The organism is Citrobacter sp. MGH105 (genome assembly GCF_001037485.2).
Taxonomy (GTDB): domain Bacteria; phylum Pseudomonadota; class Gammaproteobacteria; order Enterobacterales; family Enterobacteriaceae; genus Citrobacter; species Citrobacter portucalensis.
Map to the genome: position 1 here is coordinate 4,177,514 of NZ_CP073048.1, position 16,671 is coordinate 4,194,184.

The 16,671-nt window shown below is 52.8% G+C and carries 15 protein-coding genes; 2 read left to right on the forward strand and 13 right to left on the reverse strand.

Annotation, left to right across the window (positions count from 1 at the left end; translation table 11 throughout):
- The 4 genes from SK35_RS20130 to SK35_RS20145 form a co-directional block, all read right to left on the reverse strand.
- Complete coding sequence (locus SK35_RS20130; RefSeq protein ID WP_048214922.1) at positions 1–1,230, reverse strand: polysaccharide deacetylase family protein; 1,230 nt, start codon at positions 1,228–1,230, stop codon at positions 1–3.
- Positions 1,231–1,291: 61 nt separating this feature from the next.
- Positions 1,292–1,732, reverse strand: coding sequence for a PTS sugar transporter subunit IIA (locus SK35_RS20135; protein WP_048214923.1), 441 nt, complete (start codon positions 1,730–1,732; stop codon positions 1,292–1,294).
- 103 nt (positions 1,733–1,835) lie between these two features.
- Positions 1,836–2,606, reverse strand: a complete 771-nt coding sequence (locus SK35_RS20140; protein ID WP_003829467.1) for an ABC transporter permease — start codon at positions 2,604–2,606, stop codon at positions 1,836–1,838.
- On the reverse strand, positions 2,603–3,529 hold the full coding sequence (locus SK35_RS20145) for an ABC transporter ATP-binding protein (protein ID WP_003829469.1): 927 nt from the start codon (positions 3,527–3,529) through the stop codon (positions 2,603–2,605). The genes SK35_RS20140 and SK35_RS20145 overlap by 4 nt, the downstream gene beginning before the upstream one ends.
- A gap of 108 nt (positions 3,530–3,637) precedes the next feature.
- Here SK35_RS20145 and can point away from each other — a divergent pair, with 108 nt between their 5' ends.
- On the forward strand, positions 3,638–4,300 hold the full coding sequence (gene can / locus SK35_RS20150) for a carbonate dehydratase (RefSeq protein WP_003018654.1): 663 nt from the start codon (positions 3,638–3,640) through the stop codon (positions 4,298–4,300).
- A gap of 70 nt (positions 4,301–4,370) precedes the next feature.
- Here can and hpt read toward each other — a convergent pair whose 3' ends face one another.
- The 3 genes from hpt to cueO all read right to left on the reverse strand — a co-directional run bounded on the left by hpt (position 4,371) and on the right by cueO (position 8,614).
- Entirely contained in the window at positions 4,371–4,907 is a 537-nt protein-coding gene (hpt, locus tag SK35_RS20155) for a hypoxanthine phosphoribosyltransferase (RefSeq protein WP_003018658.1), read from the reverse strand.
- A gap of 251 nt (positions 4,908–5,158) precedes the next feature.
- The gene (tcp, locus tag SK35_RS20160) at positions 5,159–6,814 is read right to left on the reverse strand and encodes a methyl-accepting chemotaxis citrate transducer (protein ID WP_048214924.1); all 1,656 of its coding nucleotides are present in this window, start codon (positions 6,812–6,814) and stop codon (positions 5,159–5,161) included.
- A gap of 183 nt (positions 6,815–6,997) precedes the next feature.
- Complete coding sequence (cueO, locus tag SK35_RS20165) at positions 6,998–8,614, reverse strand: multicopper oxidase CueO (protein WP_048214925.1); 1,617 nt, start codon at positions 8,612–8,614, stop codon at positions 6,998–7,000.
- A gap of 153 nt (positions 8,615–8,767) precedes the next feature.
- Here cueO and SK35_RS20170 point away from each other — a divergent pair, with 153 nt between their 5' ends.
- The gene (locus tag SK35_RS20170; RefSeq protein WP_032941691.1) at positions 8,768–9,115 is read left to right on the forward strand and encodes a YacC family pilotin-like protein; all 348 of its coding nucleotides are present in this window, start codon (positions 8,768–8,770) and stop codon (positions 9,113–9,115) included.
- Positions 9,116–9,145: 30 nt separating this feature from the next.
- On the opposite strand, the gene SK35_RS20175 is transcribed toward SK35_RS20170, so the two are convergent.
- The 6 genes from SK35_RS20175 to acnB form a co-directional block, all read right to left on the reverse strand.
- On the reverse strand, positions 9,146–9,913 hold the full coding sequence (locus SK35_RS20175) for a DeoR/GlpR family DNA-binding transcription regulator (RefSeq protein ID WP_008786221.1): 768 nt from the start codon (positions 9,911–9,913) through the stop codon (positions 9,146–9,148).
- 9 nt (positions 9,914–9,922) lie between these two features.
- Entirely contained in the window at positions 9,923–10,906 is a 984-nt protein-coding gene (locus SK35_RS20180; RefSeq protein WP_081365281.1) for a D-threonate 4-phosphate dehydrogenase, read from the reverse strand.
- A complete protein-coding gene (gene dtnK / locus SK35_RS20185) occupies positions 10,896–12,167 on the reverse strand; it encodes a D-threonate kinase (RefSeq protein ID WP_048214927.1) in 1,272 nt (423 codons plus the stop codon). The genes SK35_RS20180 and dtnK overlap by 11 nt, the downstream gene beginning before the upstream one ends.
- Positions 12,164–13,117, reverse strand: a complete 954-nt coding sequence (locus tag SK35_RS20190; RefSeq protein WP_048214928.1) for a 2-keto-3-deoxygluconate permease 1 — start codon at positions 13,115–13,117, stop codon at positions 12,164–12,166. Before SK35_RS20190 ends, dtnK begins: the two co-directional genes overlap by 4 nt.
- Before the next feature lie 180 nt (positions 13,118–13,297).
- Positions 13,298–13,660, reverse strand: a complete 363-nt coding sequence (gene yacL / locus SK35_RS20195; protein ID WP_048214929.1) for a protein YacL — start codon at positions 13,658–13,660, stop codon at positions 13,298–13,300.
- Between the two features lie 174 nt (positions 13,661–13,834).
- Positions 13,835–16,432, reverse strand: a complete 2,598-nt coding sequence (acnB, locus tag SK35_RS20200; RefSeq protein ID WP_048214930.1) for a bifunctional aconitate hydratase 2/2-methylisocitrate dehydratase — start codon at positions 16,430–16,432, stop codon at positions 13,835–13,837.
- Positions 16,433–16,671 lie beyond the last annotated feature (239 nt).

The following is a 16,671-nucleotide window of genomic DNA, read 5'->3' on the forward strand; positions in this document are numbered from 1 at the left end:
TTACCCCTGCGGCTGGTTGCTGATCAGCCGCGACATGGTCTCCAACGAATCCGTGCGCAGAATATACAGCCTTTTGAGCAACATCGGGTTATCGCCAGGCTTCACCTTCCCTTTCACCGTCGTCACCGCCAAGTGAAAACCGGCATTATGCGCCGCTTTCACCGCCGTCGCGTTATAACCGCCAAACGGATAGGAAAGATAGAGCACATGCGGATTAAACTGCCCGAGCGCCCGACGAGAGTGTTCAAAATCAAACAGAATATTGTGATAGTTACGGCTGAGTAAAATTGGCCGCCTTTGGCCATCCACCCGATGCAGGAAATGGGTGTGCGACTGGAAATCGAATACGTCTTTGATCCCTTCCATCTCGGAAATACTCATAAACTGCAGCGATTTCGGATCCCACTTTTGCGGGTGACGCTTGATACGTGAGCTAATGATAAACGCCGTCGCCTTAAAGCCATATTGCTTGAGGACGGGATGCGCATAGCGGCTAACGGACTTCAGACCATCATCAAACGTAATAACGACCGAACGCGCCGGAAGGTTCGCGCGATTATTGAGGTAGTCTTCCAACTGATACATCGTCAGCGTGGTATAGCCCATATCGCGCAGCCAGGTCATCTGGTTACTGAACGCGCGCACTGAGGTGGTGGTTGAGGTATGACGAAAACGCGTGTTCTCTTCATCGCGCAGAATATGATGATAGGTCAGAATCGGGATACCGTTATCCTGCTGGGCATCCAGCGCGCTGATATAGGCCAGCCGCTCGCCGATGCGAATCTGATACCAGGTCTGATTCAGTCTGTCTTTCAACCGACTGAGCACCGGATAACGTAGATTCTCTGCCAGCGTACCAAACGGTGCGCTGCCAACGTCCGGTGCGTTATAGACCGGAGTATCTTTCCACGTGATCAGGTTCTGGTTACTCAACGGTTTATTTAAGTCACCCAGGCCGTCTTCCACACGCTGACGCCCCTGCACAGGTTCCAGGTGCCCTTTGTCGATGTAGCCTTTGCCAAAACCGAAGTTGAAGGTGTAGTAATCCTTTGCATCCGGTTCAACGGCAATAATCTGTCCGGCGCGTAAATTACCGACAGTCTCCGTCTTATTGCCAACATGCGCCCAGATCACCGCATCCTCCGTGGTTTGCATATAGCGAGCGGGCAAGGCCGCACCTACGCCACCAGAGAACAGGAGCAACAAAACAAACAGAACGCGCATAACCATATGAGATAACCGAGGCGAGAAACCTCGGCTATTGTAGCAAAAGCATCATCAATACCAATGATTAATACTCATACAAATCATGCTTCAACACGAAGGGGGGATTTTTTTGTTGTTGATGCCAGAGGCTGGAGACTTCGGGGCCGCCAAGCGCGACGATGCAATCGCGAAACGCAGAACTGCTCAGTAATTCCCGCGACGAAAGCATTCGTTCAAGCAATGGATAGCTGATACCTGAAATCACTTCACACTGGGGATGTTTATGACTCATTAACGAGGCTACACGGTATGGCGCAGCCCCGGCCATATCCGTCAGGAATACTACCCCTTCACCAGAGTCTGTGGCATGCAGGGCATGGCACATCATGCGGCTTAACATATTCGAGCTGAGCCCACGCCAGAAACTTACCGCCTGACATTGCTCCAACGGACCGTACTTTTTCTCCAGACGATGCAGCATATCCTGTGCCTTATCGTCATGACAGGTAATTACCCAACCTAACATTGCCTACCTCCTTAGCAGGCAAGTAGTTTATCAGGGTGATAAATCGGTAATGGTGATAAGCATCAAAAGTCTTCCTCTCCCGAGTCAGGAGAGGAAGAAAGAATTAGCTACGTAGGCCGCGTCCGCGCTGAATCAGGTACCAGCACAGCAAGTAAAATGCCGCAATGAACACCACCAGCACGCCAAACGTGGTGACCAGCGGAACATCATGAATACCCAGGAAGCCGTAGCGGAAGCCGCTAATCATGTAGACAATTGGGTTCAGATGCGAAAGTCCCTGCCAGAACGGCGGCAGCAGCGTTAACGAATAAAATACGCCACCCAGATAGGTCAGCGGCGTCAGCACGAAAGTTGGGATCAGGCTGATATCGTCAAAGGTTTTAGCAAAGACTGCGTTCAGCAAACCTGCCAGCGAGAACAGTACCGCCGTTAACACCAGCGTGAGCGCCACAAAGACCCAGGAATGCACCTGGAACGGTACGAAGAACAGTGAAATAGCCGTGACCAGAATGCCTACGCACAGGCCACGCGCCACGCCGCCGCCGACGAAACCGGCGATAATCACGTGCGTCGGCACCGGGGCGACCAGCAGCTCTTCAATATTGCGTTGAAACTTGGCGCTAAAGAACGACGAGGCCACGTTGGCATACGAGTTGGTGATCACTGCCATCATAATCAGCCCCGGCACAATAAACTGCATGTAGCTAAAGCCATGCATTTCGCCGATACGCGAGCCGATCAGGTTACCAAAGATAATAAAATAGAGCGTCATGGTGATGACGGGAGGCACCAAAGTCTGGACCCAGATACGCATAAAGCGGTGGATCTCTTTCGCCCAGATGCTTTTCAGCGCAACCCAGTAAAGCTGCATCATGCGCGATCTCCTTGTTTTTCATGCACCAGAGAAACAAACAGTTCTTCCAGTCGGTTGGCTTTGTTACGCATACTCAATACCTGAATGCCCTGCGCGCTCAGCTGAGAGAAGACGCTGTTGACCCCTTGTTCACGCAGAACCTCCACTTCCAGCGTGGAAGTGTCGACCAGTCGGTACTGATAACCTTCCAGTTTCGGCAGCGGACTTTTTGGTGCCAGATCGAGGATAAAGGTCTCAGATTTCAGCTTGGAGAGCAGACTCTTCATCGAGGTGTTTTCCACCAGCTCGCCGTGCTGAATAATGCCGATATTACGACACAGCATTTCCGCTTCTTCGAGATAGTGAGTGGTCAGAATAATGGTGGTGCCTTTGTCGTTTAAATCCTTTAAAAAGCCCCACATTGAACGACGCAGCTCAATGTCGACGCCCGCCGTTGGTTCATCCAGAATGAGTAATTTCGGCTCGTGCATCAGCGCACGGGCAATCATCAGACGACGTTTCATCCCACCAGACAGCATGCGCGCGCGCTCGTTACGTTTTTCCCATAAATCGAGCTGCTTTAAATATAGTTCGCTGCGTTTGACCGCTTCTTTATGCTCAACACCGTAGTAACCCGCCTGGTTGACCACGATCTGCTGCACGGTTTCAAACGGGTTAAAGTTAAACTCCTGCGGTACCAGTCCAAGCTGGCGTTTCGCGTTAACCGTATCTTTTTCAAGATCGTATCCGAAGACACTCACCCGCCCGGAGGTTTTATTCACCAGCGAGCTGATTATTCCAATGGTGGTGGATTTTCCTGCGCCATTCGGTCCCAAAAGCGCATAAAAATCACCCGCTTCGACTTGCAAATCTATCCCGCGTAACGCCTGAACGCCACCGGGGTAAGTTTTTTTAAGTTGTTGAAGTTCCAGAGCAATGGTCATGTTTTTATACTTACCTTACGTTCTGACATTTTATATATAGTTTAAATAATGATGGAGTTACCCTATATTAGCCCATCGAATTTATCTGGCTTCGGGTCGTGCTACTCCATGAAAGACATAGATACACTCATCAGCAACAATGCACTATGGTCAAAGATGCTGGTAGAAGAAGATCCCGGATTTTTTGAAACGCTGACGCATGCCCAGAATCCGCGTTTTCTATGGATTGGATGTTCCGATAGCCGCGTTCCCGCTGAACGATTAACCGGTCTTGAACCGGGCGAATTATTTGTTCACCGCAATGTTGCCAATCTGGTTATTCACACCGACCTGAACTGTCTCTCAGTGGTTCAGTATGCGGTGGATGTGCTGGAAGTGGAACATATTATTATATGCGGCCACTATGGATGCGGCGGCGTCCAGGCGGCGATTGAAAATAAAGAACAGGGGCTGATTGATAACTGGTTACTGCACATCCGCGATATCTGGTTCAAACACAGCTCACTGTTGGGCGAAATGCCGCAGGAACGTCGTATGGACACCCTGTGCGAACTGAATGTCATGGAACAGGTCTATAACCTGGGCCACTCAACCATTATGCGTTCAGCCTGGAAGCGCGGTCAGAAAGTTACCATTCACGGCTGGGCTTACGGTATTCATGATGGCCTGCTGCGCGATCTCGACGTCACCGCCACCAGCCGCGAAACGCTGGAACAGCGCTATCGCCAGGGGTTGTCTAACCTGAGTCAGAAACACAGCAACCATAAATAATGTGACATTGCCGGGAGGCGGCGACGCCTTACCCGGCCTACAAACCCGCGCCATCAGGCGCTCCAGCCAATTACTCGTCCAGCAGCACTACTTTGCCAACATACGGCAGATGGCGATAACGCTGGGCATAGTCAATGCCGTAACCGACCACAAACTCATCAGGAATTGAGAAGCCGATAAACTCGACCGGAACATTCACTTCACGACGAGAAGGTTTGTCCAGCAGCGTACAAATAGCCAGGGATTTCGGCTCACGCAGGCTCAGAATTTCACGCACTTTGGACAGCGTATTGCCGGAGTCGATGATGTCTTCGACAATCAGCACGTCCTTGCCACGAATGTCTTCATCCAGGTCTTTCAAGATTTTAACATCACGCGTGGTAGACATTCCGCTACCGTAGCTGGATGCCGTCATGAAATCGACTTCGTGAGAGACATGCACTTCACGGCACAGATCCGCCATAAACATAAATGAGCCACGTAACAGACCAACCAGCACCATATCGCTGCCGCTGTCCTTGTAACGTTCGTTAATCTGGCGCCCCAGTTCAGCAATACGCGCTTTGATCTCCGCTTCCGGGATCATCACTTCAACAGTATGTTTCATAAACCCTATAACTCACTGATTTTTATCAGTTGACACATCATGCAGATCGAAAGAAAGCGCTTACGTTGATACACCGACTGACAGACGGCGACCCGCTCTAACCACAAAACTTGCGACAGCATACAAACAATTCAGTTGATGAAGTATACCAGTAAAGAGAGCGGGTTCCTCTGATAGTTCACAGGAGAACCCGTTTGCGTCGTTTTTTGTACGCTTATTAATCAAAACCAGGAGCGCACGGCAGCCTGTGGCTAAAACGTTTCCCAGTGCGGGTCTTGTGGCGAACTCCCCGCGGAGGTCGATCGTGGAGTATCCTTAGGTGGTTTTCGATGCTCACTGTTGGAGGCATCGCGAGTGATGCGAAATGCCGCCACGGCCAGGCGTAACTGTTCAGCTTGTTGTTCCAACGAAGCGGCGGCGGCAGCAGACTCTTCTACCAGCGCGGCGTTTTGTTGTGTGACACTGTCCATCTGCGAGACCGCGAGGCTCACCTGCTCAATCCCCCGACTCTGTTCCTCCGAGGCTGAGGCGATTTCCCCCATGATGTCCGTCACGCGGGTGACCGCTGCGACAATCTCTTTCATCGTTTTACCCGCGTCCGACACCTGCTGAGATCCCATCCCCACGCTGTGGGTTGAGTTATCAATCAACGCTTTGATCTCTTTGGCTGCCTGAGCGCTACGGCTTGCCAGGGTACGGACCTCCCCCGCCACAACAGCAAATCCGCGTCCCTGCTCTCCTGCCCTGGCAGCCTCAACTGCCGCGTTGAGCGCCAGGATATTGGTCTGGAAAGCAATACTGTCGATGACGCTGGTGATCTGCGCAATTTGCTGTGAACTACCGGCAATTTCACTCATCGTGTGCACGACAGTATCAACAACCCGCCCACCACGTGCGGCAGTATCAGACGCATTCTTAGCCAGTTGAGTCGCCTGTTTCGCATTGTCCGTATTTTGCTTCACGGTCGCGGTAAGCTGTTCCATGCTGGCGGCAGTCTCTTCAAGTGAAGCAGCCTGCTGCTCAGTACGCGAAGACAGATCGTTGTTACCTGATGAGATTTCCGTTGCGCCGCTATGAATCGTTTCTGAGCTGTTACGCACCGACGTGACTGTCGAAATCAGCGACTGTCGCATTTCATCTAAGCCCGTCGCCAAACGTCCCATTTCATTACGTCCCTGGACGTCGAGTTGATGGGTCAGATCACCACGGGTAATAATACGGATATGCTCCATGATCTGCGCCAGGGGTTTTAGCAGCATATGCTGCAACCCACTCCAGATCATGCCCAGAACGATGAGCACAGCGATGACAATTGCCCCTAACGTCCATTGCATGCGGGTAAAGCTGTGCTGATTTTCCGCCGCCGCGTGCTGGAGCAACGCGTTGTTTTCGTTACGCCACTGGTCATAGCTGGCTTCCATTTCATCCTGCACCTTCTGAGCATCAAGATCGCCATAGGCCTGATAGTTATTCGCGCGCAGATACTCTATCGATAACGCCATCACGTCGTGCATCTGCCGATACTGTTTTTCCATTTCAGATGCAATTTGCGGATTCTGCCCCGACACCTGCGGCAATGACTGATAATGCGCGAAGTATCCCTCAGCCTTCTTCATCGACTCACTCGCCGTTTTTAGCAAAGTATCAATGGCCGCCAGTGAGGCCGGATCGCGTTGATTCTTTAAGAAACGAATTGCTACGCGGGTTACCGTTACTCGGGTTTTAATCAGCGTATTGACGCTATCACTCAGATTTTCCTGTTGGGCATTCAGGGTGCCTGAGTTCTGGAAATTATGGCGATCATTGTTTACCGCAGAATAAAAAAAGCTTCCTGTCACGACCTGTAGCAAACAGAAAATGGCGAGAACCAGAAGAATGCCGGTAATAACACGCACATTTTTAATCATAGTATTTCATCCATTGAACTCACATTGGGTACCCAATGATTATCGGCTTCAAAGGCGATTACTTTATGTGCAATAGAAGAATTTGCAGGAGGAGGGAGTCGTGCGGTGAAACGCTGTAAAGAGACTGTGTCTTATCCGGCCTACGAGAGATTTCTGCAGGCCGGATAAGCTCAGCGTAATATTTTAGACGGTGAAGCCGAGCATCATCCCGGTATCTTCATGCTCTAACAGATGGCAGTGCGCCATATAGGCATGCTCTTTTGGCGCGTCGTGGTCAAACTTCACCAAAACCTCGCTCACGCCGCCTTCTACCCGCACAGTGTCCTTCCATCCCGCGCGGTGTGCGGCAGGCGCTTTGCCATTCTCAGACAGAATGCGGAACTGCGTGCCGTGAATGTGGAACGGGTGCAGCATCATGTCGCCCTGCCCGGAAATCACCCAGCGTTCGTGCTGACCTTTCGCCGCGGCAAACATCGGTTTATTCATATCAAATGCCTGACCATTAATCCGGTTGGCATTATGGAAGTCGAATGATCCATGCTTCATGTTGCCCATGTCGCCATGCTGCATATTCCCCATCTCACCGTGGTTCATATTGCCATGATTCATATTGCCGTGGCCCATATTGTCATTATTCATATGGCCCATCATCTTCCCATGATCCATACCCGCCATGGCCTGACCGCCGTATTTCTTCATCAGCATTTGCATGCCCATCATATCGAGCATCGGATCCATCGACAGCTGCAGCTTGCGCACCGTCAGACCTTCCAGTGATGGCAGCGATGGCATGGATGTCAGCGAATCTGGCAGCGTGCCGGAAGCGGTAATCAGCAACGGTTGAACGCGCATCACCGGGTGCGGCTTATCGAATGGCGCAATCGCCATCCCCATCTGGCTGACTGGTAGAGTGACCAGATCAAAAGCTTTGCCGTCACTGACATCCACCAGCACTTCAAAGCGCTCGCCCATCAGCATAGGAAGCTCGGTCACTTTTACCGGCTCCGCCAACAGTCCGCCGTCGCTGGCAATGACGTACAAAGGACGATTGTCGCTGGCCGCAATGTTCAATGAGCGTGCGTTACAACCATTCAACAGGCGTAGACGCAACCAGCCACGCGGTGCGGCATGCTGAGGATAAATCGCCCCGTTGGTCAGCAGCGTATCGCCAAACCAGCCGACTGCGGCGGTCATGATGTCCAGTTGATAATCAACCTGCCCATCAGCAGAGAACTGTTTGTCCTGAATAATCACCGGCACATCATCAATGCCCCACTGCTTAGGCAGCATCAGCTTGCGAATCTCTTCATCTTCAATCAGCACCAGTCCGGCCAGTCCCATCGCTACCTGACGGCCGGTCTTTCCATGCTGATGCGGGTGGAACCAGCAGGTTGCCGCGCGCTGATCCGGCGTGAAGGTCACTGAACGTTTCCCGCCCGCCGGGATAATGCCTTGCGGCCCACCGTCGACTTCACCGGGGATTTCCAGACCGTGCCAGTGCAACGTCGTCTCTTCGGCAAGCTGGTTATGGATATCCACAGTCACCGACTGCCCTTTGTTCAGCTTGACCGCAGGTCCGAGTAAATTGCCGTTATATCCCCAGGTCGTCGCTGTTTTACCAGCAAAGCTCGATTTTCCGGCTTGCACCACCAATTGCATACGGTTTGAGGCATCCGCGGTTAGCAGGTCAGGAATGGGCAATGCAGGGCGGTCTGCGGCAAATACGCTCCGGCTCCACAGAGGTAACGCTGACGCGACGCCCAGCGCCACGGAGTACTTTAAAAAGTCACGACGTTGCATAATCACTTCCTTATATTCAGCAGCTTAAGCAGGCTATCTTTTAAGCATAAGCCTTCCCCTTACGGGAAGGTCAAGTGAACGGCTAATAATAAAGGTCGTCGCTTCGCTCGCAGTATGCTAACGTTTAAATTCCGTGATGCAGTGGTAGAAGCAATGAAGACGTTTTTCAGAACAGTTTTGTTCGGCACCCTGATGGCCGTATGCGCAAATAGCTACGCGCTCAGCGAGTCCGAAGCCGAAGATATGGCCGATTTAACGGCAGTTTTTGTTTTTCTGAAAAATGACTGTGGATACCAGAATTTGCCTAATGGGCAGATTCGTCGCGCACTGGTCTTTTTTGCCCAGCAAAACCAGTGGGACCTGAGTAATTACGACACCTTCAATATGAAAGCGCTGGGTGAAGACAGCTACCGCGATCTCAGCGGTATCGGCATCCCTACAGCAAAGAAATGCAAAGCGCTGGCGCGTGACTCCCTGAGCCTGTTGGCCTACGTTAAATAACCTCCGGCGCAATAAGTGTTGAGAGTGCCGTTACTCTGGCTGTACCAGCGTCAGGGCAACGGATTGCGCTTTTAATTCAGTCTGCGCGTTTGGCGGTAGATTCACATCGGTAACAACATCGGTAAAGCAACTAAGCGGCGCGACGTTAAATAATGAATGTGCGCCGTACTTACTGCTATCCGCCAGCAATACCTTACGTTGGGCATTCGCAATAATTTCCTGCTTTAATCCCGCTTTGTCTTCCGTTGGCGTGGTTACACCCTTTTCCATACTCCAGGTGTTACAGCTCATAAAAGCAATATCAGGATAGACGCTGCGCAACATTTTCCGGCCAAACTCACCAATACAGGACTGGCTGCTGTCATCGATGCGTCCACCGACGATCGTCACCTCTATCTGACGGAATTCTGACAAAAACAGGGCAATGTGCAGATCAACGGTAATCACTCGCAGCGGCAAATGCGTCAGACATTTTGCCAGCTCCAGCATTGTGGTACCGGCATCAAGCACCACGGCATCGCCCGCACGCACCATTGAGGCGGCAAAACGCGCAATCGCCCGTTTCTCAGCAGGCGATCGCAGTTGCTTTTCGTTTGTGGTTGGCTGCGCCGCTTCAAAGCGTCGTAACGCAACACCGCCGTGGCTGCGGCTGATCACACCCTGTTCATCCAGCTTGATGAGATCGCGCCTGATCGTTGCTGGAGAGGCGTCAACCGCGTCAACCAACTGTTCCACGGTAACCAGCGTATGATTTTTCAAATACGCCACAATCTTATCCAGACGGTGTTGCCCTTTCATAACAGTAAATTACGCCAGTTGCATTGCCAGTTTGATCGATACGGCCATGCTCTCAGATTTTGCTTTTCCCGTCCAGGCGATATCAAATGCCGTACCGTGATCGGCAGAGGTACGAATAAACGGTAAACCTGCTGTGATATTTACACCATCATAGAAACCCAGCAATTTCAGCGGGATATGCCCCTGATCGTGGTACATCGCCACCACCATGTCATACTGACCTTCATAAGCCTGTAAAAACACGGTATCCGGCGGGCACGGACCGTAAACATCCATCCCCTTCGCTTTCATATTCTCAATCGCGGGTCCGACAATACGAATTTCCTCATCGCCAAACAGGCCATTCTCTCCGGCATGTGGATTCACCCCCGCAACGGCAATACGCGGGTGTGCAAAGCCTACGCGCTTCAGGAAGGTATCCGCGATACTAATCACCGTTTCGACACGTTGCCCATTGAGCGTATCAAGGAATTTGCGCAGTGCGATATGCGTCGAAACATGGATAACTTTCAGCTTATCGGTGTACAGCACCATCGCATAGTCACGGCTTTCGGTTAGCGTTGCCAGCAGTTCGGTATGTCCAGGATAATTGTGTCCGCCGAGATGCAGCGCTTCTTTGTTCAACGGCGCGGTCGCGATGGCATGTACATCCCCCTTCATCGCCAGTTCAGTCGCCCGCTTCACACAGCGATAGGCCAGATCTCCCGCCTGTGCCTGCACTGTACCAGGGACCAGTTCGTCAGGCTGCGCCAGCGGTTCATCAATCACATGAATCGTATCTGGCGTGAATCTGGCATCGGCGACCTGTTCAATAGCGCGAAATGTTACTCCGTCAGCCAGCCCCTGAGCCTGTAACCGCTGCAGCGTTTTTAGGCACCCGACCACCACCAGCGGTGCACCATTAAGTTCATCTTCGCGTAGCGCTTTAACAATAATTTCCGGACCAATCCCCGCCGGATCTCCCATCGTAATCGCAATTGTTTTAGTTACCACGGTACATCTCCTCAATAAAATACAGCGCATCGCAAAGGGTCGTATCAGAACCGAATCCACCCGCTTTGGTAATAACCGGCAAGTCGTCAATCTCGCTATTCACAAACGTTCCGCACGGAATACAGGGGGCGACCTCACTGTGGATGCGATACCCTTCAGCACCCAACGCACTGGCGACCGCCGTGGCAATATCGCCTCCGGTCAGGAACAAACCGCCGATACGTGCTTGTTCAATAATGCGCAGCGTTATCTCCCCTAGACGCTGGCTCAGCAGTTCTCCCAACTGCTGGCGGCTCATCCCCACGTTGAAACACAGCGTGTCGATCATGTCCCGGTCTTCTGCACATCGACTGGTGCGTAAGATCGTGTGCTGCTGCTGGCTCAGTTGAGCGCAAGCCTGTTCAATAACTGAGTCCATTTCCTGTGCAAATGACGGTGCAACCAACCGCGCGGCATCGATATCAACGACTTTTGCCCGGCCCTGACATACTGCTTTTTCCACCTGACGTCGCGTTGCCTCACTCATTGAGCCAGCCACAACCAACACCGGTAATTCCTGCTTTTCTTGCATAAACGTTGCGGCCGGTAGCGCATTGGCCAGCCCTGCCGCCCCTACGAGCAGCGGCATCTGTTTTTGCTCACAAACCGCCTGTGCAATGAGCGCGAGATCTCGCTCTTCCATGGCATCCACCACCACCATACATTCGCCGGCTTTTGCAAAAGCACCCAGCAGCGCACTCAAACTTCCCCGACGCACATCCACCAGCGACACCTCATGTACAGGGACATCGCTTTGCAGTGCGACCAGTTCAGCAATACGCGAAGAGTGAATAGGCGTTTTTGGATCGCTGGCGAATTCCGTTTCCAGCAGCGGCACACCATGGACCAGGCACAAACCATCCTGCGTAGTGCGCCCGGCAGCAGGAATTGCCGCCGCAATCACGGCCAGCGTCCGACCGGCTGTACGCATGGCGGCAGTGACTTCAGCCCCCACATTGCCACGAAATGTTGAGTCTATTTTTTTGTATACCAGCGGTGTTGCTTCGCCCTCACACCATGGCGCTAACGCTTGTTGTACAGCCGCGGCGGCCTGCGTTGCCGGCATCGCCCGGCTTTCCGTATTGATGACCAGAACATCGGCGCGGCGCGACGGTTTCTGCGCTGGGGTCAGCATTACTTCGGTACGCGCCCCTTTTTTCGCCAACTGTACGCCGGTATCGTTAGAGCCCGTAAAGTCATCGGCGATAACGATCATTTTCATGCTTTCTTCTCCTGCACGGTCTGACGAGACTGCCTTTTCGCGACCCACGACGTAAGAATTGGCGTCAGAATGGCGGTTGTAATGACCGACGCAGCAATCAGCGGCGCTGCCGCAGCGGCAACCTCTGCCAGCGAGGGATCGGCCTGTGCTATGGCCAGTGGCGTCGCGACGGCGTTCCCCGCCGTACTGGATGCCGCAGCACCAGCAATACCACTCCCGCCTACCAGACGATCGGCACGAATGTTAAAGAAGCCGCCCACAAAGGTGGTCAGCACACCCAGCAGAATGCCCGCCAGACCACCTTGCAGCAGCATTTCCAGGTTAATACCGGCTCCAAGTGCAAACGCAAAGAAAGGAATGAGCAGTGGACCGCCTTTCGTCAGGAAGTCACGCATATTAGCGTCGAGGTTACCGAGGATCATGCCAACCACCAGCGGAACAAGAACCGCCACCAGCGCCATGATAGGAATATTTGCCATACCCGCCGCGCCCAGCGCGATCATGGTAAAGAAAGGTCCGTCATTCAGAGACAAAATGGAGATCGCGCCAACATCGCGTTCATTGCCAAACTCGCCAACCAGCGCCGCGTAAAGCCCGCCATTGGAGTTACTCATTGCCGCAATAATGGCAACACCGCTTAAGCCAAAGATGCCTTCCGCGCCAAACAGGTGTTCAACCCCGAGACCAATTGCAATCGCGACCAATAACTTGGTCAGCGTAATCGTGCCGCCTTGTAGCAAAGCTTGCGGCGCCGCCTTTACGCTAATTCCCGCGCCCATACAGAGCAGGAACGCGCCAATCAAGGGAGCCGCGCCATTTTTAAATAAAGCAGTGGTGAATCCACCGATCTGCAACGCCTGCGGGGCAAAAGTGTTGATAATGGCACCGATAACCAACGGCACAACCATCATGCCGCCGGGTACGCGTTCTATTGCCTTCTTGATGTTCATGGTCTTCCCGCCTGTTGTTATGTTGTGATTAAATAAAATCACAACGATTATATTCAATCAAAATCAGATCACAAACGCGGCAGATCACAGTTTTTGAATGATTAATAAAAATCAAATAATCATTCGGATGAAAAAAAAGCCGGGTTTGTCTCACCCGGCTTCATTGATATCTGAAATATCTCAGGATTGATGCACAAATTCGCGGTATGCCGCCACAACCTGAAGAAAGTCCTCTACACCACAGAGCGAAAAACTTTCTTCGTCGTAGTAGCTCATCCCCTCTTCCATCTCATCGCCAGAGAACTCCAGCTGATTAGCGCGAACCATCACTTCTTCGCCATCCAGCCAGAGCGTGTATTCATGCCCTGCTCGCTGCCAGGAGCGCTCACTGCCCTTAACCGCACGCGCTGCCTGTTCCACTTCATCAAGTAAGGCCAGGTTTTCTTTCACTTCCTCATTAAACCAGTGCCCCACCACCTCGTGGCCCATGGACATACGCACTTTTACCCCCCCGGTAATATCGCGCAGAAATTCGTAATCCATAATGTCTTCCTCTACTCCCGGCAATGCGCCAATACCGCATTGCGCCTTGCTGTAATTATCGCAGCAGCGCGGCAGAAAAAAAGCGTAGTGGGTATAAGGAATAGAAATAAAAATGCCCGGAGAAGCAGACTTCTCCGGGCATTGATGGGTTTTTACACAAAATGCTTTAGGGCATTACACCGCAGTCTGGAAAATCACACCATCGGCTTTCTCGGTATACTGAGACAGCTGGTCGAAGTTCAGATAACGGTAAGTATCTACGGCCGTTTTATCTACCTGCGCCACATAGGTCTGGTACTCTTCCGCCGTCGGCAGTTTGCCGATCAGCGCCGCAACCGCCGCCAGCTCCGCAGAAGCCAGGTAGACGTTCGCCCCGGTACCTAAACGGTTCGGGAAGTTACGGGTAGAGGTCGACACCACCGTTGCGCCGTCGGCTACACGCGCCTGGTTACCCATGCACAGAGAGCAGCCTGGAATTTCGATACGCGCACCGCTCTTACCGAACACGCTGTAATAACCTTCTTCGGTCAGCTGTGCCGCATCCATACGGGTTGGCGGAGCCACCCACAGACGCGTTGGCAGTTGGCCTTTGTGCGCATCCAGCAGCTTACCAGCGGCACGGAAGTGGCCGATGTTAGTCATGCAGGAGCCGATGAACACTTCGTCGATCTTCTCGCCCTGTACGTCAGACAGCAGACGCGCATCGTCCGGATCGTTCGGTGCACACAGGATTGGCTCTTTGATATCCGCCAGATCGATGTCGATCACTGCCGCGTATTCTGCGTCAGCGTCGGCTTCCAGCAACTGCGGATCCGCCAGCCATTTTTCCATGCCCTGCACACGACGTTCCAGCGTACGGCGATCGCCGTAACCTTCTGCGATCATCCACTTCAGCAGAACGATGTTAGAGCTCAGATACTCAACGATCGGCTCTTTGTTCAGCTTAATGGTACAACCGGCAGCAGAACGTTCAGCGGAGGCGTCGGTTAATTCGAACGCCTGCTCCACTTTGAGATCCGGCAGACCTTCGATTTCAAGAATGCGACCAGAGAAGATGTTCTTCTTACCTTTCTTCTCAACGGTCAGCAGACCCTGTTTGATCGCGTACAGCGGGATGGCGTGTACCAGATCGCGCAGGGTGATACCCGGCTGCATTTTGCCTTTGAAACGCACCAGAACGGATTCCGGCATATCCAGCGGCATCACGCCGGTCGCAGCAGCAAACGCCACCAGACCAGAACCTGCCGGGAAGGAAATCCCGATAGGGAAACGGGTATGGGAGTCACCACCGGTACCTACGGTATCCGGCAGCAGCATGCGGTTCAGCCAGGAGTGAATAACGCCGTCGCCCGGACGCAGCGACACACCGCCGCGGTTCATGATGAAGTCTGGCAGCGTGTGATGCGTGTTCACGTCAACCGGCTTCGGATACGCCGCAGTGTGGCAGAAGGACTGCATCACCAGGTCAGACGAGAAGCCCAGGCACGCCAGGTCTTTCAGTTCGTCACGGGTCATAGGGCCAGTAGTATCCTGAGAACCGACGGAGGTCATCTTCGGTTCGCAGTACGCGCCCGGACGGATGCCTTTCACGCCGCAGGCACGGCCAACCATTTTTTGTGCCAGGGAGAAGCCACGGCTGCTTTCCGCCACGTCTTTCGCCTGACGGAATACGTCACTGTGCGGCAGGCCCAGCGCTTCGCGCGCCTTGGTAGTCAGGCCACGACCGATGATCAGCGGGATACGGCCACCGGCGCGTACTTCGTCGATCAGGACTTCGGTTTTCAGCTCAAAGCTTGCCAGCAGTTCGCCGGTTACGTGGTTGCGTACTTCGCCTTTGAACGGGTAAACGTCAATCACGTCGCCCATGTTCATGTTCGACACGTCCACTTCAATCGGCAGTGCGCCCGCATCTTCCATGGTGTTGAAGAAGATAGGTGCAATTTTGCCGCCGAGGCACAGGCCGCCGCCGCGCTTGTTCGGCACATGAGGAATGTCGTCACCCATGAACCACAGCACGGAGTTGGTTGCGGATTTACGCGAAGAACCGGTACCGACAACATCACCCACATAAGCCAGCGGGTAACCTTTTTTCTGCAATTCTTCGATCTGTTTGATCGGGCCAACCACGCCAGGCTGATCCGGTTCGATACCTTCACGGGCGTTTTTCAGCATCGCCAGAGCGTGCAGAGGGATATCCGGGCGAGACCATGCATCCGGTGCCGGAGAAAGGTCATCGGTGTTGGTTTCACCCGTCACTTTAAAGACGGTAACGGTGATTTTTTCAGCCAGAGCTGGACGGTTCAGGAACCATTCGGCATCAGCCCAGGATTGCATTACCTGCTTCGCATATTCGTTGCCCGCTTTGGCTTTTTCTTCTACATCGTAGAAGTTATCGAACATCAGCAGCGTTGAAGAGAGCGCTTTGGCGGCAATCGGCGCCAGTTTTGCATCGTCCAGCGCGTCGATCAGCGGATGAATGTTGTAGCCACCCTGCATGGTGCCCAGCAGTTCAATGGCTTTTTCTGGGGTAACCAGCGGGGAGGTGGTGTCGCCTTTTGCGACAGCGGCGAGAAAACCAGCTTTAACATAAGCGGCTTCATCTACGCCAGGAGGAACACGGTTGATCAACAGGTCTAACAGGAATTCTTCTTCGCCCACAGGCGGGGTCTTCAGCAGCTCGACAAGTGCAGCCATTTGGGTTGCGTCTAAAGGTTTTGGCACAATCCCCTGGGCAGCACGCTCAGCTACGTGCTTACGGTATTCTTCTAGCACGACGATATCTCCTCGCTCTCATTGTCATAATGCGGCGCTTTTGTAGATGGGCGATTCTCTTCACGCTCCTGTGAGACAGTAGTTAGTAGGGTAAATGCCCGGTACCGCATAAGGCACAATAACAGGATTTTCATTAAGTGTTAATCCGTTTACAAAAAAGCAACATAAAAAATTGGCTGAATCGTTAAGAATGGTATAGCGACAAGGTGAGGCGAAATTAAGTCAGCTTAAAACCGCCC